The following is a 24,586-nucleotide window of genomic DNA, read 5'->3' as shown; positions in this document are numbered from 1 at the left end:
ACGGAAATACGGCGGCCCGTTGTCGTACCCCTGGTGCACACTTCGAAGCATGGACATCACGATCAGGGAGGCCACGCCCGAGGAGTACGAGCGTCTCGGCGAGATCACGGCACGGGCCTATCTCGACGACGGACTGCTGGACTTCGGCGAGGACGACGAGTACCTCCACCAGCTGCGGGCCGTGGGGCGCCGGGCCGAAGGCGCGGAAGTGCTCGTCGCGGTGCACGAGGGGGAGCTGCTCGGCGGTGTGACCTTCGCCGCCCCGGGCAGCGCCTGGGCCGACATCGCGCGCGAGGGCGAGGCCGAGTTCCGGATGCTGGCGGTCGCCCGGGAGGGGCGGGGCCGTGGTGCGGGCGAGGCGCTCGTACGGGCCTGCATCGAGCAGGCACGGGCCGTCGACGGCGTGGAACGGCTCCTGCTGTCGACCCAGCCCACCATGCTCGCCGCCCACCGGATCTACGAGCGGTTGGGCTTCGTCCGTTCGCCCGACCGGGACTGGGAGCCCATCCCAGGACTCCCCCTGCTGACGTACGCGTTGGAGCTGTAGCCCGTCACGACACAACATGTGGGGGGTGCCGCATCCAGCGGCCCCCACATGTATGCTCATGCTCGCTGTCGCCGCAGGGGAATCCGGTGCGAATCCGGAACTGTCCCGCAACGGTGTGCTGTGGTGCGCTTTGTCGTACCCATCAGTCCGAAGACCTGCCGACGGTGCATCCGGCTCGACCGAACCGGGTGCCGAGACGTCCGGGCCTCGCGGTTGGGTCGGTGGATGCCGTGCGGTGCGCTGCCTATTTCCGGGTACGTACGCCCGCGGCCCTCCCCCTCCCCCGCCGGCCCAGAGCCGAGCGAGGGAGAGCACCACGTGACCATCGCGCCAGCCGATCCGGTTTCAGGCATCGAGGAGCAGGCTGCCGACGGCCCCGGGACCGCGCTTCTGCGGACCCTGACCGATCTGACTGCCGATCTGCCGGACACCGACCCGGGACGCGTCGCCGCCGCCGCGCTGCGCGGCCGCAACGCCCGGTCGGACGCGGCCGAGTTGCGGGGCCTCGCCACCGACGCCGCCGCGGGGCTGATCTCCGAGGACCCGGCCTACTCCCGGCTCGCCGCCCGCCTGCTGACCCGTCACATCGCGGACGAGGCCGCCGGGCAGGGCGCGGTGTCCTTCTCCGCGTCGGTCGCGGTCGGCCACCGCGAGGGCCTGATCGCCGACCGCACGGCCGAGTTCGTCACGCTGCACGCCGCCCGTCTCGACGCGCTGATCGACCAGGACGCCGACGACCGTTTCGGCTACTTCGGTCTGCGCACCCTCTACAGCCGCTATCTGCTCCGGCACCCACTGACCCGCCAGGTGATCGAGACCCCGCAGCACTTCATGCTGCGCGTCGCCTGCGGGCTGGCGGAGGACGCCTCCGCGCGCGCCCTGGACGAAGTCGCCGCGCTGTACGGGCTGATGAGCCGCCTCGACTACCTCCCCTCGTCGCCCACCCTCTTCAACTCCGGCACCCGCCACCCGCAGATGTCCTCCTGCTATCTGCTGGACTCCCCGCTGGACGAGCTCGACTCGATCTACGACCGGTACCACCAGGTCGCGCGGCTCTCCAAGCACGCGGGCGGCATCGGCCTCTCGTACTCCCGCATCCGCGCCCGCGGTTCACTGATCCGCGGCACCAACGGCCACTCCAACGGCATCGTGCCGTTCCTGAAGACCCTCGACGCCTCGGTCGCCGCCGTGAACCAGGGCGGCCGGCGCAAGGGCGCCGCCGCGATCTACCTGGAGACCTGGCACGCGGACGTCGAGGAGTTCCTGGAGCTGCGCGACAACACCGGTGAGGACGCGCGGCGAACGCACAACCTCAACCTCGCGCACTGGATCCCGGACGAGTTCATGCGCCGCGTCGAGGCCGACGCCGACTGGTCGCTGTTCTCACCCGCCGATGTGCCGGACCTGGTCGATCTGTGGGGCGACGAGTTCGACGCGGCGTACCGCAAGGCGGAGGCCGCGGGGCTCGCGCGCAAGACCATCCCCGCGCGGGAGTTGTACGGCCGGATGATGCGTACGCTCGCGCAGACCGGCAACGGCTGGATGACCTTCAAGGACGCCTCCAACCGCACGGCCAACCAGACCGCCGAGCCGGGCAAGGTCGTCCACTCCTCGAACCTGTGCACCGAGATCCTGGAGGTGACGGACGACGGGGAGACGGCCGTCTGCAACCTCGGCTCGGTCAACCTCGGTTCGTTCGTGCTCGCGTCGGGGGGCATCGACTGGGAGCGGCTGGACGAGACCGTCCGTACCGCCGTGACCTTCCTCGACCGGGTCGTCGACATCAACTTCTACCCGACCGAGCAGGCCGGCCGCTCCAACGCCAAGTGGCGTCCGGTGGGCCTGGGTGCGATGGGCCTACAGGACGTCTTCTTCAAGCTCCGCCTCCCCTTCGACTCGCCAGAGGCGAAGGCGCTCTCCACGAAGATCGCAGAGCGGATCATGCTCGCCGCCTACGAGGCGTCCTGCGACCTCGCCGAGCGCAACGGCCCGCTGCCCGCCTGGTCCCAGACCCGCGCGGCCCGTGGCGTGCTGCACCCCGACCACTACGACGTCGAGCTCAACTGGCCGGAGCGCTGGGGCGCGCTGCGCGCCCGCGTCGCCGACAGCGGCATGCGCAACTCCCTCCTCCTCGCCATCGCGCCGACCGCGACCATCGCCTCGATCGCGGGCGTGTACGAGTGCATCGAGCCGCAGGTCTCCAACCTCTTCAAGCGCGAGACGCTGAGCGGTGAGTTCCTCCAGGTCAACGCCTACCTGGTGCAGGAGCTGAAGAAGCTCGGCGTGTGGGACGCGCAGACCCGTGAGGCGCTGCGCGAGTCCAGCGGCTCGGTGCAGGGCTTCAGCTGGATCCCGGCCGACGTCCGCGCGCTGTACCGCACGGCGTGGGAGATCCCGCAGCGCGGCCTGATCGACATGGCCGCCGCCCGCACGCCCTTCCTGGACCAGTCGCAGTCGCTGAACCTGTTCCTGGAGACGCCGACCATCGGGAAGCTCAGCTCGATGTACGCGTACGCCTGGAAGCAGGGCCTGAAGACGACGTACTACCTGCGCTCCCGCCCGGCGACACGGATCGCGCGCGCGGCTCAGTCCGCCACCCCCATCCCCGTGCAGCAGGCGGCCGAGCCCGACGCCGTCGCCTGCTCCCTGGAAAACCCCGAGTCCTGCGAGGCCTGCCAGTAATGCCCAGCTCAGAAAAGATCGCGCTCAGCAAGAACCTGCTCGACCCCGGCTTCGAGCTGACTCTCCGCCCCATGCGCTACCCGGACTTCTACGAGCGCTACCGCGACGCGATCAAGAACACCTGGACCGTCGAGGAGGTCGACCTCCACTCCGACGTGGCCGACCTCGCCAAGCTCTCGCCGGGCGAGCAGCACATGATCGGCCGGCTGGTCGCGTTCTTCGCGACGGGCGACTCGATCGTCTCCAACAACCTGGTGCTCACCCTCTACAAGCACATCAACTCCCCGGAGGCGCGGCTGTACTTGAGTCGCCAGCTCTTCGAGGAGGCGGTGCACGTCCAGTTCTATCTGACGCTGCTCGACACCTACCTCCCCGACCCGGACGACCGTTCTGCCGCCTTCGACGCGGTCGAGGAGATCCCGTCGATCCGGGAGAAGGCCCAGTTCTGCTTCAAGTGGATGGCCGCCCTCGAAGGGGAAGGGGGCGAGAAGATCGACCGGCTGGAGACGAAGGCCGACCGCCGCCGGTTCCTGCTGAACCTGATCTGTTTCGCGGCCTGCATCGAGGGGCTGTTCTTCTACGGCGCGTTCGCGTACGTGTACTGGTTCCGCTCCCGCGGCCTGCTGCACGGCCTGGCTACCGGCACCAACTGGGTGTTCCGGGACGAGACCATGCACATGAACTTCGCCTTCGAGGTCGTGGACACGGTCCGCAAGGAGGAGCCTGAGCTCTTCGACGACGAACTCGAGCAGCAGGTCACCGACATGCTGAAGGAGGCGGTCGAGGCGGAGCTGCAGTTCGGCCGCGATCTGTGCGGCGACGGTCTGCCGGGTATGAACACCGAGTCGATGCGCGAGTATCTGCAGTGCGTCGCAGACCAGCGGCTGACCCGGCTGGGCTTCGCCTCGGTGTACGGCTCGGAGAATCCGTTCTCCTTCATGGAGCTGCAGGGCGTCCAGGAGCTGACGAACTTCTTCGAGCGCCGCCCCTCCGCCTATCAGGTCGCGGTCGAGGGCTCGGTCGGCTTCGACGACGACTTCTGATCTTGCTGGTGCACGGCAGGCGGGTGCCTTTCTGGCACCCGCCCGGCCGTTTCAGTGGCACGGGGCCTTGACCGCCGGTGCTTCGAAGTCCGGGCGGGACCAGGCCCTGGACTTCGGGCTTGCGGAGCGGCGCCGTGCCTCAGGCTGCCCCGCCTGACGGAGCCCCGCCTGACGCAGCTCGGCCTGACGCAGCTGGCGATCGACGGCTCGGTCTCTCGCGTACCCGACCAGGCCAGGAAGGGCGATCAGCGCGTAGAGGGCGATCACGAACAGGTACTCCAGGAATGTGTTCATGACGTCCACTGTCGTCCTCCCGCGCCAAAGAAATCAGTGGCAGGACTGTCATAAATCATCGAATTACTGCCACACTGGTTCCATGCTGAAAAATGTGGCTGCCGTCCTCCTGACCGATGTGCATCCCTTCGAACTCGGCGTCCTCAGCGAGGTGTTCGGCTACGACCGCAGCGACGACGGCCTGCCGGTCTACGACTTCGCGGCCGTCTCCGCCGAGGGTCCCACCCTGCCCACCCACGCCGGGTTCACCATCAGCACTCCCTACGGCCTCGAACGGCTGGCGGACGCCGATCTCATCGCCGTCCCCACCGGCGGCTCGTACCCCACCCGCGAATACCCCGACGAGCTGCTCGCCGTCCTGCGCAGCGCTGTCGATCGCGGGGCCCGGGTGCTCAGCGTCTGCACCGGCGCGTTCGTCCTCGGCGCCGCGGGACTGCTCGACGGCCGCCGCTGCACCACCCACTGGCGGCACGCGCAGGCGCTGGCCCAGCGCTATCCGCGGGCCTTCGTCGACCCCGATGTGCTGTACGTGGACGAGGGAGCGGTGATCACCTCGGCGGGCACCGCAGCGGCGATCGACGCCTGCCTCCACGTCGTACGCCAGGAGCACGGCCCCGAGGTCGCCAACCAGATCGCCCGCCGGATGGTGGTTCCGCCCCACCGCGACGGCGGCCAGGCGCAGTACATCGACCGCCCGCTGCCGCGTACCCCCTGCGACACGGTCGGGGACGTCCTGTCCTGGATGGAGCGGCATCTGGACCGCGAGATGACCGTCGAGCAGCTCGCCGCCCGGGCCCATATGTCGCCGCGGACCTTCGCCCGCCGCTTCCAGCAGGAGACCGGCACCACGCCCTACCGCTGGCTGCTGCGCCAACGGGTGCTGCTGTCACAGGAGTTGCTGGAGACGACGGACCAGACGGTGGACGCGATCGCCGGCCGCGCCGGATTCGGCAACGCGGCCGGACTTCGCCACCACTTCCTCCGTACGCTCGGCACCACGCCGAACGCCTACCGCAGGACCTTCCGCGGACCGGTCGCCCCCGGCAGGGCCGCCTGACCCGAGCGCTCAGATGCCGCAGCTCGACGCCGACCAGAAGCGACTGGCGCGGTGGTCGACGTGCGTGTGGTCGCTGTGGCCCGGGTAGCCGGGGCCCAGGATCCCGTTGAAGCCGTGGTTGCGGGCCTGCTGAGCCAGCTTGCACAGGGAGTGCGGGCCCGCGCCCAGATCCGCCGCGTCACCGTACAGATGCCGGCTGCCCGCCGCGCCGCCGACCGCGTCGTTGCAGGCGTGCGAGCGGAAGCCGCTGGTGACGGTGATCGGCTGGTCGCCGAGTGCGTGCCGCATGGCCTCCAGCTTCCACATGGTGCGCAGCGCGTTGGACTTGGCGGTCGCGGCGCTCACGGCACCGCCGGCCCAGGTGCTGTTGCAGTCGTTGAGCTCTGCGTAGGTGAAGTGGACGGGCGTGCAGTCGTCGTCCTGGAGGGCGTAGAGCTTGGAGAAGGTGGCGGACCCCGCGACGCCGTCGGCGCCGAGCCCGTACGCCGACTGGAACCGCTTGACCGCCGCGGTGGTCGCCGGGCCGTAGTCGCCGTCGATGGCGAGCACCCCGCCGTAGCCGGGATATCCGGCGACCCGGATCTGCAGCTGGGTGACGTCGGCGCCGGACGCGCCCTGGGAGAGCGTGCGGGACCAGGTGTAGCAGCCGTCCGCCTGGGCGGTGCCGGCCGTCGCCACGACCCCCGCCAAGGCGGCGGCCATGACCATGACAAGAGACAACAGAAGTCGTGCGGTACGACGGAACATCGAGCCTCCATACCGTGTGTGCGGTGTACGGCAGAGACTGACGGGACGGTCGACGCGCGTCAACAGGCCCCGGTCCGGCGTCATTTGTCCGCCCAATGGCGGCGAACACGCCGAGGGGCCCGCTCGGCGTGAGCGGGCCCCTCGGCACATCCGGAACTCAGTCGTTCGGCACGGTCTCGTAGCGCGGCGTGCCCTCTTCCATCTGCCGCAGCGCGTCCTTGCGGTCCCGCTTGGAGAGCCGGTCGATGTACAGGTACCCGTACAGATGATCCGTCTCGTGCTGCAGGCAGCGGGCGAAGTACCCCGTGCCGCGCACCCGGATCGGCTTGCCCTCGGCGTCCTGCCCGCGCACCACCGCGTAGTCGGGACGAGGCAGCGAGGCGTACGCCGTCGGCACCGAGAGGCAGCCCTCATTGGAGTCGTCGAGGACGCGCAGCTCCGGCGACAGCTCCTCCAGGACCGGGTTGCAGACGACACCGGTGTGCCGTGCGCCGTCGTCGTCCGGGCAGTCGTACACGAAGACCTTGAGGTCCACGCCGATCTGGTTGGCGGCCAGGCCCACGCCCTCCGCCGCCTTCTGGCTCGCGAACATGTCGTCGATCAGCGCCGCCAGCTTGCCGTCGAACTCGGTGACGTCCCTGCACTCCTTGTGGAGCACCGGGTTGCCGACGACCGTGATCGGGCGCGCCGTACCTCGCTCGCGGTGCGCCAGCTCACGCTCCTCGCAGTCCTCCGTGTCGACGACGAAGTCGTCGTTCACCTGCTCGCCCGCCTGCTGCTGCGCCATGTCCGCTTCTGCGCCTTCCTGAAATCCCGAATCCGATCCCGTACAGCCTAAGGCCAGGGATCAGCAGACTTCCTCGAGATCCCGCCACTCACGGGAGTCCGGGCTGTCGGCGACCCAGCCGTCCAGCAGCCCACGGACAAGCCCGGCGGGCGCAGCGATGCCGCACTCGCGCTCCGGTGACCACAGATCGCCCGCGGTGCGGTGGCCGAGGGGCCCCGGATGGCCCGGCTCGCTGTGGTCGTGCGGGTCGAGGTGCTCGCCCTCGCCCTCGGCACTCGGCATCCGGCTCTCGGAACAGGACCGGCACAGCAGCCGCACCGAGGAGGACCAGTCCTCTGCGGCGAATCCGGCGTCCGCGGCGAGCTGCTCCAGGGCGTCCCGGTCGGCCTCGGTCGCGGCCTCCAGCAGCACCACCCAGGTGGGTACGGGCGAGGGCGCCCAGAGCTCGATCTCGTCGAATACGGGGTACGAAGGTCCTGCCGAGGTGGTCCGCTCCCCATGGGGCACGCCGTCGTGCAGGACGACCTCGCCCCAGCGGCGCCCGGAGGACGGCAGCGGGATGGAGAGCACTTCTATCCGGGCCGGGTCGAGCCTGCGGCCCCACACCACCTCGGCCTCGCCCTCGGGCGAGAGGCGTACCGCCGCGCTGCCCAGCTCCATGCCGACCGGCTCGCCATTGGCCGCGGCCGCGCCTGGCACCTTCAGTCCGTACGCCTGCCAGGACCGGCGGGCCAGCGGCCAGTCCTGCAGGGCGGTGGCGGCGATCCCGACGTTCCACCAGTCGGGAGCGCCCGTCTCCTTGTCCAGCAGCGCGACGGCCCGCAGACCGGCGGCGCGCGCCTGCTCCCAGTCGTGCCGGAACTTGTGCAGCAGCGCCAGGTTGAACCAGGACTCGGAGAGCCAGGGCTCGAGGTCCGCCGCCCGTGTCAGCAGCGCGCCCGCGTCCTCGTACCGGCCGTCGCCGATCAGCGTGAACGCGCGGTCGGTGGCCTGCCGCCAAGAGGCGGAGGGCCGATGCCGTACCTTCCCGAAGATCCTCACGATTCCCGCCTGCCGGTCGCTCGGGTCACTGCCCCCGGACGCATGCTTGTTTGCCTTCTTTCGCATCCAACCATGCCTAGTCGGAGGCTCGCTCATTACCCATGGGTTACCCAGGTGGGACGGGGGCCAGACCGCCTCGTGCCAGGACTCTGGCGAGGGATTCGACCACCTCCGGCTGGTAGTCGCGCCCGGTGCCGAGCCGCAGCTGCTCGAGTGCGCTGAGCGCCCCGCCCGCTGTTCCTCCGCTTCCCCCGGCCAGATCGTCGTATGCGTTGACGGCCCGGACGATCCGGGCGGGAAGCGGCTGTTCTCGGTACGGGTCGGCCTGCATCTCCACCACGACGGCGACGGCCGCGGGGACGCCGGTCTGGCGGACGACGGCCCCGCCGAGCAGCGCGATGCGGCGCTGCTCGGCGACGGGCAGGGTGGCGGTGGCCCCCTCCGGTACGGGATCGACGAGGGACAGCTGCCCGATGTCGTGCATCAGCGCCGCGTACTCCAGGACGGTCAGATCGGGCCCGGAGAGCCCGAGCTCCCGTCCGACGGCCGTGCTGAGCGCGGCGACTCTGCGGGCGTGGCCCGGCTGGGTGTACCCGGCGATCTCGGTGGCGCGGGCGAGGGACACGATGGTCTGCCGGTAGGTGGTCCTGACCGCGGCGTACCGCCGGAATGAGAGCTGGGCGAGGAGGAGGGGCACGCAGAACACGGGCAGCGCCCAGAGTCCGGCGACGGCGACGGCGAGAGCCATCACGGCTCCGGTGGCGCAGACCGCGGAGCCTATGCCGAGCAGGGCTCTGAGCTCGTCGCGCAGGAGAGGGCCGTACGGAAACCGGGTGCGGGCGTGCAGCATCGCGGCGGCGAGGACGGCGTCGCACAGGGCGGTCAGCACGAGCAGCACGAGCAGGAACAGCGCGTAATAGGCACCGTGCCCGACCCAGCGCGCCAGTTCCCCCGAGTTGTAGAGCGGCTGGAAGCAGACGGCGGCGAACCCGACGGTCAGCACCCGCCGCGCCACATGGTCGAGCGCGGGCCCGCTCCCCCGCGCCACATGCGGTACGGCCCCGGCGAGCGCGGCCGCGACGACGACGGCGACCACCTGCAGCACCCCGTGCGTGGTGGGCCGTCCCGCGCACTCTCCGAGCAGCGCGTAGGCGAGCGCACCCGCGGCCCCCAGAGGCGCCGGCTCCCTCCCCCATGGCGCCAAGCGCATGGGAGGTACCCCCACCCCGGGTTGAGACCCCCACCGGGCGAGCTCCCCGACGGCGATGAACGCCCCGAAGGCGAGGGCATTCCCGGGCTGGTCCAGTCCCTGCCACAGGGTCCCGCCCAGCGCACCGCCGGTGAGCAGCGCGGCGGCGGCGTAGACGACGCGGACGAGGTTCCCCGGCGAGGTGGTCACCCCGGTCTGCCCGCGGTGCCGGTGTCACGCCCCGGCACCGCCATACGTACCTGCTCCGGTTGCGGAGGGACGTTTCCGCTCACGCCCCGCCCGGCGGCCCCGCCGCCGGACCCGGCACCGGCTCCCGCGCCCACTCCCGCCTCGTCCGACGTCACCGCCGTCTCCCACCCGTGCCGCTCCAGTGCCCGCACCAGCGCCCGCACCATCTGCGGGTCGAACTGCGTCCCCGCGCACCGCTTCAGCTCCTCCAGCGCCACCGCCACCGGCCGCGCCCGCCGGTACGACCTGGTCGACGTCATCGCGTCGAACGCGTCCGCCACCGCGACCACCCGCGCGAACTCCGGGATCTGGCGCCCCACAAGACCGTAGGGATACCCGCTCCCGTCCAACCGCTCGTGGTGGTGCAGGATCGCCGCCCGCGCCTCCCCCAGGAATCCGATGCCGCGCACCATGTCGTGCCCGTACTCCGGATGCAGCTCGATCACCCGCCGCTCCTGGGGCGTCAGCGGCCCGTCCTTGCGCAGCACCCGCGTCGGCACCCCGAGCTTGCCCACGTCGTGCAGGATCCCGGCGAACCGGAGCAGCTCGAGCCGACCCTCATCCATGCTCAGCTCGCGCGCGATCAGCACGGACGCACGCCCGACCCGCTCGCTGTGCCCCCGGGTGTACTTGTCCTTGATGTCGACGGCCTGCACCAGCGCCCGGATCGTCGCCTGATGCGCGGCACGCTCCCGGTGGTACTGCGCGAAGATCCAGCAGGAGATGTACATCGGCAGCAACACGAAGAGCGCGGACAGCGGCCCGTACGGACTGCGCCACAGCACCGCCATCATCAGCCCGGCGAGGCCGTGCACACAGTGCGGCGCCAGCGATCGCAGCAGCAGCCCGCGCCAGGCGGTCCGTACGGGCAGCTGTTCCGCGGTGGCGAGGATGCCGCCGTCGAGCAAGGTCAGCACCAGACAGAAGACGAGCGCCCCGGCCGCGGCGGGCAGCAGCGCGTACGGGAAGTCCGGCGCCCGCAGCGTGCGCTCCCCGGCGAGCAGCAGATACGTTTGCGCCGCGCCCCATGTCGCGAGCGCGAGGCGCGCCGCCCGCCAGATCCGGCGTACGCCCGCGGGCCGCCGGTCGATCCGGCCCAGCAGCGCGCCGGGCACGGCGACGAGCATGGCGGCGGCCGGCGGCAGCAGAAACGCCCCGGCGAGCAGTACGGGGAAGAAGGACCCGGCGCCCACCGGCACGGAGTTCCCCAGGTAGCGGCAGCGGGCGGGCATCTCGCACACGGCGTACAGCACGGCGAGCAGCAGCACGGCGCTCCAGGGGACCGCGGCCGCGTGCCGCACCGCGGGCAGTGCGCATACCGCAGCACACAGCGCCGCGCCGAGAATGTACGCGCGTGCCGCCGCCGGTATGGCCCTCACTGTCCCGCCCTCTCCTCGCCTCTCTCAAAGGGAGCGCCAGGCTAGCGAGTTGGGGGTGCCGCGGCGGCAAGTAGTCAGCTTTTCGCACCTACGGGTGACAGGTCGCGTATAGGCAAACGCGCATATATGCAGCGGGCTATACACGAAAGGCACGCCGCAAAAAGGCGCGCCGCGAAAGCCGCGGCGCGCCATGTGCGTACGTACTGCGCAGGCACCTACTCCTGGGTGGCGACGCCCGGCAGCTCCGCGCCGGTGACCGTCACGTCGTGGTCGGGCACGGCCTGACCGGACCGGATCAGGTCGATGCGCCCCATGACCTTGGCCCGCAGATCGCTGGGCACGTCGTCATGGCCGCAGCAACGCTTGACCAGCTTCTTCACGGCCTGCTCGAGACCGTACTTCTCCAGGCACGGCGAGCACTCCTCGAAGTGCACTTCGAACTTGGTGCAGTCGGCGTCGGGCATCTCGTGGTCGAGAAACTCATAGAGATGGTCCAGGACCTCTGAGCAATCCGTCTCGTGCGGCTCTCCGCAGCTCATGAGCCCGAGCCTTTCGCGTTGTTCGACTCCCCCGCACCGGCCGGGACGAGCCCGCGCTCGCGGGCGTAATCCTCCAGCATGCCGCGCAGTTGACGGCGGCCGCGGTGCAGGCGGGACATCACCGTCCCGATGGGTGTTCCCATGATGTCCGCGATCTCCTTGTACGCAAAGCCCTCTACGTCCGCGAGATAGACCGCGATGCGGAACTCTTCGGGGATGGCCTGCAGTGCTGCCTTGACGTCCGAGTCCGGCAGGTGGTCGAGGGCCTGCGACTCGGCGGAGCGCAGCCCGGTCGACATGTGCGACTCGGCGCGGGCGAGCTGCCAGTCCTCGATCTCCTCGGCAGCGCTGCGCTGGGGCTCGCGCTGCTTCTTGCGGTACGAGTTGATAAAAGTGTTCGTAAGGATCCGGTACAGCCACGCCTTGAGGTTCGTGCCCTCGCGGAACTGGTGGAAGGAGCCGTACGCCTTGGCGTACATCTCCTGCACAAGATCCTCGGCATCGGCGGGGTTGCGCGTCATGCGCAGCGCAGCCGAATACATCTGGTCGAGGTAGCCGAGGGCGTCCCGCTCGAAACGGGCATTGCGCTCGACGGTCGTCTCCTCGGACTGCTCCGCCTGGCCGTCGTCGGTCCCTGCGTCGGTCCCAGTGACCGGACCCACCTCCTCCAACGCTGTGGCGAGGCCGAATGCGGACCCGCTCGAATCGGAGGATAGACGACGATCCGCTCCGCCCGCCGCCCGAGCAGGGGCGGTCTTGGCCGCGGAAAGCACCGTCCACTCCAGGTCAGCGGCGTTCGAGCGGCTCGGGCAGATGGTCGAACCCATGAGACGGACTCCCTACTGCAAGCTCTGTTGACTGACGTCTCGACATCCGCCACAACAGTGCGCGCACGCGCATCATTCCCACAGGCCGCGCGCCCAGGTCCGGACGGCGTCCGTGATCGTCCGCAGGGTCTCCTCCTCGCTGATCCCGGCACGTTTCGGCACGGCGAACCCGTGATCGCCGTACGGCACTGTCACAAGCTCGTAGTCGCCCTCGGGGAACTCCTCCGGCCGCCCGAAGGGATCGTTGCCCCCTTGTACGACGAGGGTGGGCACGCCCGCGCCCAGCAGCTCGTCCGCGCGGGACTTCTCCGGCCTGCCGGGCGGATGCAAAGGGAAGCTCAGCGCGAGTACGCCGGCCGCCCCGAGCTCCCGCGCGGTCCGGCAGGCGACCCGTGCCCCGGCACTGCGGCCTCCGGCGACGACGGGCAGCCCGCGTTTCTCCAGCACGGGCCAGACCCCGCGCCACCCGGTATCCAGCGTCTTCGGCGCGGGAGCGACCTTCTTCCCGGCCACTCGCCACGGCTGCTCGACGAGCGCCACGGTGACCCCGTCCTCGGGCAGCGCCCGGGCGAGGGCCTGCACATCCCGCGCCTCGATCCCGCCCCCGGCCCCATGACTGAGGGTCACTACAAGCCGAGCCCGCGCGGCGGACACCCAGGTGACTCGGGCATCACCGGCGCCGGTCTCCACGATCTCAAGTCCACTCACGCGTCCATCCTGCCGCGCCGGGGCGGGAGGAGGGCGGACCCGGCCCCGCGCAGCGGCGGGTCAAGCGGGTCAGACGGGCCGGACGCGTCAGGCGCGTCAGACGGGTCAGACGGGCCAGACGGGCCAGACGGGCCAGGCGCGCAGACGGGTCAGAACAGCGTGCTCTCCTCCGGGCCCGACAGCTCCTCCAGCAGCTCCGGCCCGTTGTTGCGCACATTGCTCACCGCCGTCGTCACCGCGTACGCCCGCATCAACCCCTCCGGCGGCGGCTCCAGCAGCGCCCGTACCCGCTCCAGCTGCCTCTGCGACGGGTCCAGCCACGCGTCCCACCGGTCCGGCGTCAGCATCAGCGGCATCCGCGGGTGGATGTCCGACAGCGATCGCGGCCCGTCCGCCGGCGCCACCCCCAGCGGCCCCTTCTCCGCCTCCGTCGTGATCACGGAGCACGTCACCCACCACGCCTGAGGATGGTCGTCCGGCAGCGTCCGGTCGCGCCAGAACTCGTACACCCCCGCCATCGCGAACACCGACCCGTCCGCCGGCGTCACGAAGTAGGGCTGCTTGCGCGGGCGCTTCTTCTTGCCCTCGGCCTCCAGCTCCCGCTCCTCCGCCCCGGTCACCCACTCGTAATAGCCGTCCGCCGGCAGGATGCAGCGCCGGGTCAGGAAGGGCCTGCGGAAGGACGGCTTCTCGTGCACCGTCTCCGCCCGCGCGTTGATCATCCGCGCCCCGCCCTCCGGCGACTTCGCCCAGGACGGCACCAGCCCCCACTTCAGCGCCCGCAGCTGGCGAACCGGACGAGGATCACCCGCGTCTTTCACAGGGCGCTCGAGGATCGCGTAGACCTCCTTCGTGGGGGCCACGTTCCAGTCGGGCGCCAGGGTCTCCTCCGGCTCCCACTTCTCGACCTCGAAGAGTCCGGCGAGATCCTCGGGTCTACGACTCGCTGCATACCGTCCGCACATAAGTGCCACACTGCCACTCCCGCCCGCCGCCCGAGGAGCCGCCCGACAAATGGCCAGCACCCAGCCCGCCGCCGACCTGTGGGACCGCGTCTTCGGCAATCAGCCCGCCCCGGACGAGTGGCTGGTCATCGCCACCGGTCTCGTCGCCCTCGCCGTCGTCGCCCCCCACCCCATATGGCGGCTGTCCCGCAACGCCGTCACCATCGCCCACGAAGGCGGCCACGGCCTCGTGGCCCTGCTCACAGGCCGCCGTCTGGACGGCATCCGGCTGCACTCCGACACGAGCGGCCTCACCGTCAGCGCCGGCAAGCCGACCGGCCTCGGCATGATCCTGACCGCCGCGGCCGGCTACACCGCACCGCCCCTGCTCGGTCTCGGCGGCGCCTGGCTGCTCGCCGCGCACCACATCACGCTGCTCCTCTGGCTGGCCACGGCCCTGCTCATCGCGATGCTCGTGATGATCCGCAACGCGTACGGAGCGCTCACCGTGATCCTCACGGGCGCCGCATTCCTGCTGGTCTCCTGGCTGACAGAACCCGGCGTACAGGCCGCCTTCGCCTACGCCGCGGTCTGGTTCCTGCTGCTCGGCGGCGTACGACCGGCCTTCGAGCTGCAGTCCAAGCGCCGGCACGGCGGAGCCCCCGACTCGGACGCCGATCAGCTCTCCCGGCTGACGCACGTACCGCCCGCGATGTGGCTGTTTCTCTTCCACGCGGTGTCGCTCTGCTCCCTGATCGGCGGCGGCCGCTGGCTGCTGGGCCTCTGAACCGACCGCCGAAGGCCGGCACAGCCCTCTACCACTCCTTGGTTACGCCCCTATTTCGCCGCATTTGATCAAGATCCGGCTCTTCGCCGAGCCACTAAAGTGATGGCCATGACCGAAAGCTCCGTCCACCCCGCCCTCTGGCCCGCCCCCTACGCGACCGGGGCCGTCGAAGCGACGGTTACCGTGCCCGGATCCAAATCGGTCACCAACCGCGCTCTGGTGCTGGCCGCACTCGCCGCCGAGCCAGGCTGGCTGCGCCGCCCGCTGCGCTCCCGCGACAGCTATCTGATGGCGGAGGCGCTGCGCGCCCTCGGCGTCGGCATCGAGGAGGGCGTGGGAGCGGACGGCGAGGGCGAAACCTGGCGCGTGATCCCGGCCGGGCTGCACGGTCCGGCCACGGTCGACGTCGGAAACGCCGGCACCGTCATGCGCTTCCTGCCCCCGGTCGCCGCCCTCGCCGACGGCTCGGTCCGCTTCGACGGCGACCCCCGTTCCTACGAGCGCCCTCTGGACGGCGTGATCGACGCCCTGCGCGTCCTCGGCGCCCGTATCGACGACGACGGCCGCGGCGCGCTCCCGATGACCGTGCACGGCGGCGGCGCGCTCGACGGCGGGTCGGTAAGGATCGACGCGTCCTCGTCCTCCCAGTTCGTCTCGGCATTGCTGCTGTCCGCCCCGCGCTTCAACCAGGGCGTGGAGGTACGGCACGTCGGCGGCACCCTGCCCTCCATGCCTCACATCCGGATGACCGTCGACATGCTCCGCGCCGTCGGCGCCCAGGTCGACGAGCCGGAGACCGGCGGCGAGCCCAATGTCTGGCGGGTCTCGCCGTCCGCCCTGCTCGGCCGCGATCTGACCGTCGAGCCCGACCTGTCCAACGCCCAGCCGTTCCTCGCCGCCGCGCTGATCACCGGCGGCCGGGTCACCATCCCCGACTGGCCCGAGCGGACCACCCAGCCCGGTGACGCGCTGCGCCGGATCTTCACCGAGATGGGCGGCTCCTGCGAGCTGACCGATGTGGGTCTGACCTTCACCGGCACCGGCCGTATCCACGGCATCGACACCGACCTCGGCGAGGTCGGCGAGCTGACGCCCGGCATCGCGGCCGTCGCCGCGCTCGCCGACTCCCCCTCCACGCTGCGCGGCGTCGCCCATCTGCGCCTCCATGAGACGGACCGGCTCGCGGCCCTGACCAAGGAGATCAACGAGCTCGGCGGCGATGTCACGGAGACCGAGGACGGACTGCACATCCGCCCGCGCCCGCTGCACGGCGGCGTCTTCCATACGTACGACGACCACCGGATGGCCACGGCCGGCGCGGTCATCGGACTCGCCGTCGAGGGCGTGCAGATCGAGAACGTGGCGACGACCACCAAGACCCTGCCCGACTTCCCGCGGATGTGGGCCGGAATGCTCGGGGCCTGACGAGATGCGCCGCTACGGCAAGAACCCCGACGAGGACGACATCCGCGTCCGCCCCAACCGCAAGGGCAACCGCCCCCGGACCAATATCCGCCCCAAGCACGAGGACGCGGTCGAGGGCATGGTCCTGACCGTCGACCGCGGCCGGCTCACCTGTCTCGTCGACGACCGCGTCGTGATGGCGATGAAGGCCCGCGAGCTGGGCCGCAAGGCCGCCGTGGTCGGTGACCGGGTCGGGATCGTCGGCGATCTCTCCGGCGAGAAGGACACCCTCGCCCGCATCGTGCGCATCGAGGAGCGGAAATCCGTCCTGCGGCGGACTGCCGACGACGACGATCCTTACGAGCGCGTGGTCGTCGCCAACGCCGACCAGCTGGCGATCGTCACGGCGCTCGCCGACCCCGAACCTCGCCCCCGCCTGATCGACCGCTGCATCGTCGCGGCGTACGACGGCGGACTCACGCCACTCCTCGTACTGACCAAGTCGGATCTGGCCTCGCCCGACGAGCTGCTGGAGAAGTACGGCGCGCTGGGCGTCCCTCATATCGTCACGACCCACGACGAGTTCGTGGACGGCGTCGCCGCCGAGCGGGTCCATGAGCACCTCAAGGGCCGGACCACCGTGTTCGTCGGCCACTCCGGCGTCGGCAAGACGACCCTGGTCAACGCCCTCGTACCGAAGGAGCGCCGCCGCAGCACCGGCGTCGTCAACGCGGTCACCGGCCGCGGCCGGCACACCACCACATCGGCGCTCGCGCTCCCGCTGGCGGCCGCGGAGGGCGGCTGGGTGATCGACACCCCGGGGGTGCGCTCCTTCGGGCTGCACCATGTCAACCCGTCCCGGGTGATCCTCGCTTTCCCCGACCTCGTACCGGGTACGGAAGGCTGTCCGCGGGCATGCAGTCATGACGAGCCGGACTGCGCGCTCGACGACTGGGTGGCCGAGGGGCATGCGGATCCGGCGCGGCTGTACTCGCTGCGGCGACTGCTCGCTACCCGCGAGCGACGCGAAGGCGACTGACTCGCGCACGTTTGCGGCCCGCTGCACCTGGTAAGTGCATAATCGCACCAAGTGCGACGAAGCAGTCACCGACTGATGCGGGAGGCACAGATCATGGCGTGGCTGCTTGTGGTGGTCGCCGGATTCCTCGAGACGGGCTTCGCCGTCTGCCTCAAGCTCTCGCACGGTTTCACCCGGCTCTGGCCGACCATCGCCTTCGCCGCCTTCGCGCTGGGCAGCTTCGGTCTTCTGACGCTCGCGCTGAGAAAGCTCGACGTGGGGCCCGCGTACGCGGTGTGGACGGGTATCGGAGCGGCGGGCACCGCGGTCTACGGAATGGTTTTCCTGGGCGACGTTGTCTCCACCCTGAAGCTTGTCTCGATCACGCTGGTGATCGTCGGCGTCATTGGTCTGCAGCTGTCGGGCTCGTCGCACTGACGGCTCCGCCGACGGCCGCGCGCACCAGCGGCCCGATCCCTTCGCCGACGGGCGCGATCACATACGAGAGCGCGAGTCGCACCGCGAGTTCGCTGCGGTGGGCGAGCTCGGCCGACTCCTCCCTCGTACGGCCGGGGTGAGACCCCTTCTCCAGTGCGGCCACCGATCGGTCCCGTACGGCTGCGACCAGGTCGGCCGGGGACGGCAGCCCTGCGTCGGCGCGGCGCTGGGCGGGCGCCTTGGACAGCAGGGCTCCCCGGCGGGCGGGCCTCGGCACGGGCAGCCGCTCGCTCCAGCAGCCGGTGAGCAGGGCCCGCAGCAGCGGCTTCGCCCGCGCTTCGCCGACGGTCCACTCGGCGACCGAGACCAGCCGGTCCGTGGCCCCGGTCCGCTCGGCGAGCAGCCGCTCGACACCGTGGAGATACGTATCTGCTTCGCGGCGCGCCAGCCCGCGGGCGAGGCCGTCCTTGCTGCCGAACTCGTTGTAGAGGGTCTGCCGCGAGACCCCGGCGGCAGAGGCGACATCGACCATCCGCACCCCCGACCAGGGCAGCTGGGCGAGCGCCGTGAGAGCGGCGTTCAGCAAGGACTCTCGAGCTGTAGGCATCGACGCCTCCCGGGCCGTGCGGCTCTCCGGCCGTGCGCCTCCGCGGCCGTGCGGCACTGCGCTCAGAGTTGACGGGACGCCATCCACTGTCAATAGCCATGGCGGACAGCGCCCGGGGATGGACCAGGCACGCCCCGATAGAGTGATGACCATGCCCGATTACCACGACGATCTGCGTCTCGCCCATGTCCTCGCGGACGCCGCCGACGCCGCCACGATGGACCGGTTCAAGGCTCTGGACCTGAAGGTCGAGACCAAGCCGGACATGACGCCGGTGAGCGAGGCCGACAAGGCGGCGGAGGAGCTGATCCGTGGGCAGCTCCAGCGGGCGAGGCCGCGCGACGCGATCCTCGGCGAGGAGTACGGCATCGAGGGCACGGGCCCGCGCCGCTGGGTCATCGACCCGATCGACGGCACGAAGAACTATGTGCGCGGGGTGCCGGTCTGGGCGACGCTGATCTCGCTGATGGTGCAGGGCGAGGGCGGCTACCAGCCCGTCGTGGGCGTGGTGTCGGCCCCGGCGCTGGGCCGCCGCTGGTGGGCCGCGCAGGGTGGCGGCGCATACACAGGGCGCAGCCTGACCTCCGCGAGCCGGCTGCGGGTCTCCGAGGTCGGCCGGATCCAGGACGCGTCGTTCGCGTACTCCTCGCTGAGCGGCTGGGAGGAGCAGGGGCGGCTCGACGGGTTCCTGGACCTGTCCCGGGCCTGCTGGCGCACTCGCGGCTATGGCGACTTCTGGCCGTACATGATGGTCGCCGAGGGTTCGGTGGACATCTGCGCGGAGCCGGAGCTCTCGCTGTGGGACATGGCGGCGACCGCGATCGTCGTACAGGAAGCGGGCGGATCCTTCACCGGCCTGGACGGACGCGAGGGCCCGCACAGCGGAAACGCGGCCGCGTCCAACGGTCTGCTCCACGAGGAACTGCTGGGCTACCTCAACCAGCGCTACTGACGGGAACCAGCGCCAGCGACCGGCTTATTTGGCGGGCATATACACACTTCCAACCGGCGATGCTCGCCCTCTTGCTGCCACCCCGCAGGACTGAGACTCTGAGAGTCCCCCCACTTGTGAATTTGTGAATCGGTTCCCGAACGACCGATCCACCAAGGAGGTGGCTCCATTCATGCTCGTCCGTGACGCCATGAGCACGGTGGTCCTCACCATCGGACCCGCACACACACTCCGCCAGGCAGCCCGCCTGATGGCCGCGCGCCGTATCGGCGCCGCCGTCGTCCTCGACACCGACGCCGGTGGGCTCGGCATTCTGACCGAGCGCGACATCCTGACCTCGGTGGGCGCGGGGCAGGACCCCGATCTGGAAACCGCCGGCACCCACACCACGACCGACGTCGTCTTCGCCGCGCCGTCCTGGACCCTGGAGGAGGCCGCGGAGGCCATGACGCACGGCGGCTTCCGCCATCTGATCGTGCTCGACGGCGACGGGCCTGTCGGCATCGTCTCCGTACGCGACATCATCCGCTGCTGGGCCCCGGCCAGGCGGCACCCGGCGACGCTCGCCGGGTAGCGAGGGCAGCGAGGGCAGCCGCGCTCACCGGGCAGCACGCAGATTCACCAGTCTGCACACACAAGAGGGCCGGACCCCTTGGACAGGGATCCGGCCCTCTCTTCTACGACAAGCTCCCGTCAGCCGCGCAGGGCCTGAACCGCGGCCTCCAGGCGCTTGCCGAAGTCGCCGTCGGCCTGGCGGAAGTTGTTGACCGCGCGCTCGGCGATGTCGTCGCGCGACACCTTCGAGATGAACCCGGCGAGGTTCTCGATGAGGCGGCCCTTCTCGTCCTCCGACATCAGCCGGTAGAGGTTGCCCGCCTGCACGAAGTCATTGTCCTCCGCGTGCGACGGGGCCTCGTGGTCGCCGGTGGCACCGGCGACGGGGGTCGACACCCACAGCGGCCTGTCCGTCTGGAACGGGCCGCCGAAACTGTTCGGCTCGTAGTTCTTGGCGCCCTTGTGGCGGCCGTCGTAGAGGAAGCCGTCACGGCTGTTGGTACGCGCCTCGGTGGCGTGCGGGCGGTTCACCGGCAGGTGGTCGGCGTTGATGCCGACGCGGTAGCGGTGGGCGTCGCCGTACGCGAAGAGCCGGCCCTGGAGCATCTTGTCGGGCGACGGGCCGATGCCAGGCACGAAGTGCGCGGGGCTGAAGATCGACTGCTCTACCTCGGCGAAGATGTTCTCCGGGTTGCGGTTGAGCTCCAGCTTGCCGATCTCGATCGGCGGGTAGTCCTCGTGCGGCCAGACCTTGGTCAGGTCGAACGGGTTGAAGCGGTACGTGGCCGCCTCGGCCGCCGGCATGATCTGTACCTGCACGGTCCAGGACGGGAAGTCACCGCGCTCGATGGCCTCGCGCAGGTCGCGCTGGTGGGAGTCCGGGTCCACACCCGAAAGGCGGTTGGCCTCGTCGGTGGTGAGGTTCTCGATCCCCTGGTCGGTCTTGAAGTGGTACTTGACCCAGAAGACCTCGCCGGCCTCGTTGTTCCACTGGTACGTGTGCGAGCCGTAGCCATTCATGTGACGCAGCGTCGCCGGGATGCCACGGTCGCCGAAGAGCCAGGTCACCTGATGGGTCGACTCGGGGCTGAGGCCCCAGAAGTCCCACACGTTGTCGGCTTCCTGCGAGCCGGTGTACGGGTCGCGCTTCTGCGTGTGGATGAAGTCGGGGAACTTGATGGCGTCCTTGATGAAGAACACCGGGGTGTTGTTGCCGACGAGGTCGTAGTTGCCCTCTTCGGTGTAGAACTTCAGCGCAAAGCCGCGGGGGTCGCGCACGGCGTCGGCGGAGCCGAGGTTGCCGGCGACGGTGGAGAACCGCAGGAAGGTCTCCGTCTGCTTGCCCACCTCGGAGAGGAACTTCGCACGCGTCCACTGCGATACGTCGCGGGTCAGCGTGAAGGTGCCGTACGCCCCGGCGCCGCGCGCATGCACGATGCGCTCCGGGATCCGCTCACGGTTGAAGTGCGCGAGCTTCTCGAGAAGAGCCTGGTCCTGAACGAGAACCGGACCGCCGACGCCCGCGGTCTCGCTGTTCTGGTTGTCGGCGACCGGCGCGCCGGCCTCCGTAGTGAGCGGTCCCTGCGTCACGTGCGCCTCCTGCGTCATAACTGCGAGTCCTGTCCCTTGGCGTTTGCCGGTCCCGATCCTACAATGGACATTGTCTAAGTCAAGTGAACATCCAATTTCACACCCGTTCGGGACCTGGGTCCCGCCACTGTTAGGCTGGTCCCTATGAGTGACCTGTTGGAACGACTGCGCGGACGCGGCTGGCGCATGACCGCCCAGAGGCGTGTCGTGGCAGAGGTCCTCGACGGCGAGCATGTCCACCTGACGGCCGACGAGGTGCACGCGCGTGCCGTGAAGAGGCTCCCCGAGATCTCCCGGGCGACGGTCTACAACACTCTGGGCGAGCTGGTCAGCCTGGGTGAGGTCCTGGAGGTCTCGACGGACCGCCGCGCCAAGCGCTACGACCCGAACGCCCACCAGCCCCACCAGCACCTGGTCTGCGCCCAGTGCGGCGCGATCCGGGACGTTCATCCCGCGGGCAACCCGCTGGCCGACCTCCCGGACACGGAGCGCTTCGGCTTCACGATCTCCGACGTGGAGGTCACCTACCGAGGCACGTGCCCGAACTGCGCGTCGGCCTGAGACATCGGCCTGCGGCCTCGGCCTGAGATCAGCGCATCCGAAAGGCCCGGCACCGATGAGGTGCCGGGCCTTTCGCGTTTCAGTGGCGTACGGCTCCATGGCATGCGGCTCGCGAGCATACGACTCCATGGCGTACGGCCCGCGGCGTACGACGAAGGCCCGGATCCTTGAGGATCCGGGCCTTCGTCTATCAGTAGCGGGGACAGGATTTGAACCTGCGACCTCTGGGTTATGAGCCCAGCGAGCTACCGAGCTGCTCCACCCCGCGTCGGTAAACACGACCTTACGTGACCCCGCCGACCAGCGCAAATCGATATCCGTCGCTGCCTTGCACCCTGCTACGCGGTGAGCTCCTGGTGCAGCGCCTCGCGCAGGCGCGCGGCCCGCTCCGCCACCTCGGCGGGCCCCAGCTCGACGGCACGCGCGCACCAGCGCTGGCCCTCGGTCAGCTCACCCCGGCGTGCGGCGAGCAGCGCCAGGCGCAGCGCGGCCCGGCCGTGCCCCGCGCGGGCGGCGCGGGACCACCACAGGGCGGCCTCGCGCTCACTGCCCTCGCGGGCGAGGAGCAGCCCGAGGTTGAACGCGCCGTTGCGGCTGCCCGCCTCTGCGGCCTCCCGGTACCAGCGTGCGGCGTCGGCCATGTCGCCGCGGGCGGCGGCGAGCATCCCGACCCGTACCTGGGCACGGCGGTGCCCCAGCTCGGCGGCGCGCTCGTACCACTCCTCGCACTCGCTCTTCTCGGCCATCGGCTCACCGAGCGCCGGCGGCCCCGGCGGCGGCTGGCGCGAGTCGAGCACGGTGGCGAGCCGGAAGGCGGCCTCGGCGCTGCCGCCGCCCGCCGCGCAGCGCAGATGACGCTCGGCGGCCTGCTCGTCGCCGTCCCTGAGCAGCGCGATGCCGACCTGGAGGGCGGCCTCGGTGTGGCCGGCCGCCGCTGCCCGCTCGTACCAGGTCAGGGCCGTACGGTCGTCGTCGCGGCCGACGTAGAGGATGCCCAGGTTGAAGGCGGCGTCGACGCTTCCGGCCTCGGCGGCCTTGGAGAACCAGGGCTCGGCGCCGGTCGGGTCGCCTGCCTGCAGGAGCAGTACGGCGAGCGCGTTGGCCGCCTCACGGTGCCCGGCGTAGGCGGCGCGGCGGTACCACTGCTCGGCCTGCGGCGTACGGTCCTGGGCAGCGCAGAGCAGCCCCAGGTTGTACGCGCCGTTGACGTCACCCGCGTCCATGGCGGCGCGGTACCAGCGCTCGGCGGTCTGCTGCTCGCCACGGGCGGCGTGCAGGGCGCCGAGGGCGTTGGCGGCATTGCCGTCGCCGTCCTGGGCAGCACGCAGCCACCAGACGGCGGCGCTCTCCTCGTCGCCGGCGTCCCGCAGCAGAAACCCGAGCGCGCAGGCGGCACGGGCCTCGCCGTCCTTGGCGGACGTGAGGTACCAGCGGCCGGCCTCCTTCAGCTCGCCGCGCTTCTCGAGGATCGCGCCGAGGTGCAGCGCGGCCCGCCGATGCCCACGGGCGGCGGCCTGCTGATACCACTGCGCGGCCTCGTCGAGTACGGACAGCTCAGCGCGATCGCCGAGCTCACCACTCTCGCCGTCCTCGCCGACAGCTCCCGAGGCGACGCTCTCGCCGTCACTCGCCGCGGATCCACCGTCCCTCGCGGACCCCGCGCGTCCCATCACCAGGTCCCCGGCCCCGCCCGCGCGGGCCTCCTGTGCCGCCTGGCGCTCCAGCGTGCGGGCGAGCCGGTACGCCGCCTCGCGGTGTCCCTGCTCCGCCGCCGCGCGCAGCCAGCGCTCCGCGCCCACGTCGCCGCGGTGCTCCAGCAGATCGGCGAGGGCGTACGCGCCCAGCGCATGCCCCTGCTCGGCGGACTGGCGCAGCCAGTACTCCGCGGCGGGCTCGTCGCCGCGCTCGCGGAAGTGCCGTCCCAGCGCGTGCGCCGCCGCCGCGGAACCGGCCACGGCGGCGATACGCCACCACCCCGCCGCCTCGTCCGCGTATCCCCGCTGGTGGAGCAGGACACCCAGATTGTTGGCGGCGGCACGGTCACCCTCGGCGGTCGCGGCACGCAGATACGACTCGGCGCCGTCGAGGTCGCCGCGCCGCAGCAGCAGCGCGCCGAGCACGCTCATCGACGCGGTGTCGCCGCCGTCGGCCGCACGCCGGTGCCGCGCCTCGGCCCCGGCGGTCTCCACCGGGTCGACGCTCGCACCGCTGCCGGCACGGTCGACGTTGTCAACGGCACCGGCAGGACCGGTCGCGTCCGCCACCTTTCCGGCGTGCCGTACAAACCGCCCTGTCTCCAACAGAGTTGCCCTGTCCCCCATAAATTCCATCGTCGCACCACCTGCAACCCGCGTACACCTGGTATACCGCAGCCAGTGAGGTCACTTCAGCGTTTTGTCGACATGCCCACAGAGAGACAAGTCAAACACGCTCAACCCCAACTCGCCCCACGCGGCACACAGTTCTCACCGGCAGCACATACGCGCGAAGAGGGCCCGGATCCTCAAAGGATCCGGGCCCTCTTTCTTTTCAGTAGCGGGGACAGGATTTGAACCTGCGACCTCTGGGTTATGAGCCCAGCGAGCTACCGAGCTGCTCCACCCCGCGTCGTTGTGTTCCAACCGTACCACGGCGCGGGATG

General features: G+C 70.6%; 24 protein-coding genes, 2 tRNA genes and 1 riboswitch. Of the genes, 11 read left to right on the top strand and 15 right to left on the bottom strand.

All coding sequences use genetic code 11. The features are described from left to right. Nucleotides 1-49: 49 nt before the first annotated feature. From ACFYWY_RS03010 to ACFYWY_RS03000, 3 genes are all read left to right on the top strand, one after another. Nucleotides 50-547 (top strand): GNAT family N-acetyltransferase, encoded by a 498-nt coding sequence (locus tag ACFYWY_RS03010; RefSeq protein WP_389178729.1) that lies wholly within the window; start codon nucleotides 50-52, stop codon nucleotides 545-547. Between the two features lie 45 nt (nucleotides 548-592). Beyond that, nucleotides 593-725: riboswitch (cobalamin riboswitch) on the top strand. A 140-nt stretch (nucleotides 726-865) separates the two neighbouring features. Beyond that, nucleotides 866-3,229: a ribonucleoside-diphosphate reductase subunit alpha gene (locus tag ACFYWY_RS03005; protein ID WP_389178726.1), complete on the top strand. Its 2,364-nt coding sequence runs from the start codon at nucleotides 866-868 to the stop codon at nucleotides 3,227-3,229. Then, the gene (locus ACFYWY_RS03000; RefSeq protein WP_389178723.1) at nucleotides 3,229-4,272 is read left to right on the top strand and encodes a ribonucleotide-diphosphate reductase subunit beta; all 1,044 of its coding nucleotides are present in this window, start codon (nucleotides 3,229-3,231) and stop codon (nucleotides 4,270-4,272) included. The genes ACFYWY_RS03005 and ACFYWY_RS03000 overlap by 1 nt, the downstream gene beginning before the upstream one ends. 51 nt (nucleotides 4,273-4,323) lie before the next feature. On the opposite strand, the gene ACFYWY_RS02995 is transcribed toward ACFYWY_RS03000, so the two are convergent. Next, nucleotides 4,324-4,566: a hypothetical protein gene (locus tag ACFYWY_RS02995; protein WP_389178720.1), complete on the bottom strand. Its 243-nt coding sequence runs from the start codon at nucleotides 4,564-4,566 to the stop codon at nucleotides 4,324-4,326. A gap of 82 nt (nucleotides 4,567-4,648) precedes the next feature. Here ACFYWY_RS02995 and ACFYWY_RS02990 point away from each other — a divergent pair, with 82 nt between their 5' ends. After that, nucleotides 4,649-5,623 (top strand): GlxA family transcriptional regulator, encoded by a 975-nt coding sequence (locus ACFYWY_RS02990; protein ID WP_389178717.1) that lies wholly within the window; start codon nucleotides 4,649-4,651, stop codon nucleotides 5,621-5,623. A 9-nt stretch (nucleotides 5,624-5,632) separates the two neighbouring features. Here ACFYWY_RS02990 and ACFYWY_RS02985 read toward each other — a convergent pair whose 3' ends face one another. The 9 genes from ACFYWY_RS02985 to ACFYWY_RS02945 form a co-directional block, all read right to left on the bottom strand. Further along, nucleotides 5,633-6,370: a D-Ala-D-Ala carboxypeptidase family metallohydrolase gene (locus tag ACFYWY_RS02985; protein ID WP_389178713.1), complete on the bottom strand. Its 738-nt coding sequence runs from the start codon at nucleotides 6,368-6,370 to the stop codon at nucleotides 5,633-5,635. Nucleotides 6,371-6,527: 157 nt separating this feature from the next. Further along, nucleotides 6,528-7,157, bottom strand: a complete 630-nt coding sequence (gene def / locus ACFYWY_RS02980) for a peptide deformylase (RefSeq protein ID WP_389178710.1) — start codon at nucleotides 7,155-7,157, stop codon at nucleotides 6,528-6,530. A gap of 60 nt (nucleotides 7,158-7,217) precedes the next feature. Continuing rightward, nucleotides 7,218-8,198: a tetratricopeptide repeat protein gene (locus ACFYWY_RS02975; protein ID WP_389179563.1), complete on the bottom strand. Its 981-nt coding sequence runs from the start codon at nucleotides 8,196-8,198 to the stop codon at nucleotides 7,218-7,220. Nucleotides 8,199-8,304: 106 nt separating this feature from the next. Further along, nucleotides 8,305-9,597 (bottom strand): HD-GYP domain-containing protein, encoded by a 1,293-nt coding sequence (locus ACFYWY_RS02970; protein WP_389178707.1) that lies wholly within the window; start codon nucleotides 9,595-9,597, stop codon nucleotides 8,305-8,307. Further along, nucleotides 9,594-11,015: an HD-GYP domain-containing protein gene (locus ACFYWY_RS02965; RefSeq protein WP_389178704.1), complete on the bottom strand. Its 1,422-nt coding sequence runs from the start codon at nucleotides 11,013-11,015 to the stop codon at nucleotides 9,594-9,596. Before ACFYWY_RS02965 ends, ACFYWY_RS02970 begins: the two co-directional genes overlap by 4 nt. A gap of 215 nt (nucleotides 11,016-11,230) precedes the next feature. After that, on the bottom strand, nucleotides 11,231-11,554 hold the full coding sequence (rsrA, locus tag ACFYWY_RS02960; protein ID WP_389178701.1) for a mycothiol system anti-sigma-R factor: 324 nt from the start codon (nucleotides 11,552-11,554) through the stop codon (nucleotides 11,231-11,233). Next, on the bottom strand, nucleotides 11,551-12,216 hold the full coding sequence (locus tag ACFYWY_RS02955; protein WP_389179560.1) for a sigma-70 family RNA polymerase sigma factor: 666 nt from the start codon (nucleotides 12,214-12,216) through the stop codon (nucleotides 11,551-11,553). The genes rsrA and ACFYWY_RS02955 overlap by 4 nt, the downstream gene beginning before the upstream one ends. Before the next feature lie 237 nt (nucleotides 12,217-12,453). Beyond that, on the bottom strand, nucleotides 12,454-13,089 hold the full coding sequence (locus ACFYWY_RS02950; RefSeq protein WP_389178698.1) for an alpha/beta family hydrolase: 636 nt from the start codon (nucleotides 13,087-13,089) through the stop codon (nucleotides 12,454-12,456). Nucleotides 13,090-13,238: 149 nt separating this feature from the next. Further along, the gene (locus ACFYWY_RS02945) at nucleotides 13,239-14,054 is read right to left on the bottom strand and encodes an SOS response-associated peptidase (protein WP_389178695.1); all 816 of its coding nucleotides are present in this window, start codon (nucleotides 14,052-14,054) and stop codon (nucleotides 13,239-13,241) included. 49 nt (nucleotides 14,055-14,103) lie between these two features. On the opposite strand from ACFYWY_RS02945, the gene ACFYWY_RS02940 reads away from it, so the two are divergent. The 4 genes from ACFYWY_RS02940 to ACFYWY_RS02925 all read left to right on the top strand — a co-directional run bounded on the left by ACFYWY_RS02940 (nucleotide 14,104) and on the right by ACFYWY_RS02925 (nucleotide 17,680). Continuing rightward, nucleotides 14,104-14,820, top strand: a complete 717-nt coding sequence (locus ACFYWY_RS02940) for a M50 family metallopeptidase (RefSeq protein WP_389178692.1) — start codon at nucleotides 14,104-14,106, stop codon at nucleotides 14,818-14,820. Nucleotides 14,821-14,928: 108 nt separating this feature from the next. Further along, nucleotides 14,929-16,245, top strand: coding sequence for a 3-phosphoshikimate 1-carboxyvinyltransferase (aroA, locus tag ACFYWY_RS02935; RefSeq protein WP_389178689.1), 1,317 nt, complete (start codon nucleotides 14,929-14,931; stop codon nucleotides 16,243-16,245). Between the two features lie 4 nt (nucleotides 16,246-16,249). Then, on the top strand, nucleotides 16,250-17,263 hold the full coding sequence (gene rsgA, locus ACFYWY_RS02930) for a ribosome small subunit-dependent GTPase A (protein ID WP_389178686.1): 1,014 nt from the start codon (nucleotides 16,250-16,252) through the stop codon (nucleotides 17,261-17,263). Between the two features lie 93 nt (nucleotides 17,264-17,356). After that, on the top strand, nucleotides 17,357-17,680 hold the full coding sequence (locus tag ACFYWY_RS02925; protein WP_389179558.1) for a DMT family transporter: 324 nt from the start codon (nucleotides 17,357-17,359) through the stop codon (nucleotides 17,678-17,680). On the opposite strand, the gene ACFYWY_RS02920 is transcribed toward ACFYWY_RS02925, so the two are convergent. Next, complete coding sequence (locus ACFYWY_RS02920) at nucleotides 17,646-18,287, bottom strand: TetR/AcrR family transcriptional regulator (protein WP_389178683.1); 642 nt, start codon at nucleotides 18,285-18,287, stop codon at nucleotides 17,646-17,648. The genes ACFYWY_RS02925 and ACFYWY_RS02920 overlap by 35 nt on opposite strands. Nucleotides 18,288-18,438: 151 nt before the next feature. Here ACFYWY_RS02920 and hisN point away from each other — a divergent pair, with 151 nt between their 5' ends. Continuing rightward, nucleotides 18,439-19,239, top strand: coding sequence for a histidinol-phosphatase (hisN, locus tag ACFYWY_RS02915; protein WP_389178680.1), 801 nt, complete (start codon nucleotides 18,439-18,441; stop codon nucleotides 19,237-19,239). A 172-nt stretch (nucleotides 19,240-19,411) separates the two neighbouring features. Then, the gene (locus ACFYWY_RS02910) at nucleotides 19,412-19,813 is read left to right on the top strand and encodes a cyclic nucleotide-binding/CBS domain-containing protein (protein WP_389178677.1); all 402 of its coding nucleotides are present in this window, start codon (nucleotides 19,412-19,414) and stop codon (nucleotides 19,811-19,813) included. A 119-nt stretch (nucleotides 19,814-19,932) separates the two neighbouring features. Here the strand turns inward: ACFYWY_RS02910 and ACFYWY_RS02905 are convergent, their stop codons facing one another. Beyond that, on the bottom strand, nucleotides 19,933-21,384 hold the full coding sequence (locus ACFYWY_RS02905) for a catalase (protein WP_389178675.1): 1,452 nt from the start codon (nucleotides 21,382-21,384) through the stop codon (nucleotides 19,933-19,935). A gap of 144 nt (nucleotides 21,385-21,528) precedes the next feature. Here ACFYWY_RS02905 and ACFYWY_RS02900 point away from each other — a divergent pair, with 144 nt between their 5' ends. Next, nucleotides 21,529-21,945 carry a Fur family transcriptional regulator gene (locus ACFYWY_RS02900; RefSeq protein ID WP_389178672.1) on the top strand — a complete coding sequence of 139 codons (417 nt, stop codon included), beginning with the start codon at nucleotides 21,529-21,531 and terminating at the stop codon, nucleotides 21,943-21,945. A gap of 194 nt (nucleotides 21,946-22,139) precedes the next feature. On the opposite strand, the gene ACFYWY_RS02895 is transcribed toward ACFYWY_RS02900, so the two are convergent. The 3 genes from ACFYWY_RS02895 to ACFYWY_RS02885 form a co-directional block, all read right to left on the bottom strand. Continuing rightward, nucleotides 22,140-22,213: transfer RNA gene (locus ACFYWY_RS02895), tRNA-Met, on the bottom strand. Between the two features lie 70 nt (nucleotides 22,214-22,283). Then, entirely contained in the window at nucleotides 22,284-24,275 is a 1,992-nt protein-coding gene (locus tag ACFYWY_RS02890) for a sel1 repeat family protein (RefSeq protein ID WP_389178669.1), read from the bottom strand. A gap of 203 nt (nucleotides 24,276-24,478) precedes the next feature. After that, nucleotides 24,479-24,552: transfer RNA gene (locus tag ACFYWY_RS02885), tRNA-Met, on the bottom strand. Nucleotides 24,553-24,586 lie beyond the last annotated feature (34 nt).

Source organism: Streptomyces sp. NPDC002870, from assembly GCF_042888505.1.
Classification (GTDB): Bacteria; Actinomycetota; Actinomycetes; order Streptomycetales; family Streptomycetaceae; genus Streptomyces.
Note: the sequence above shows the minus strand (reverse complement) of the source record. Positions and strands in the feature narration are given on the sequence as shown.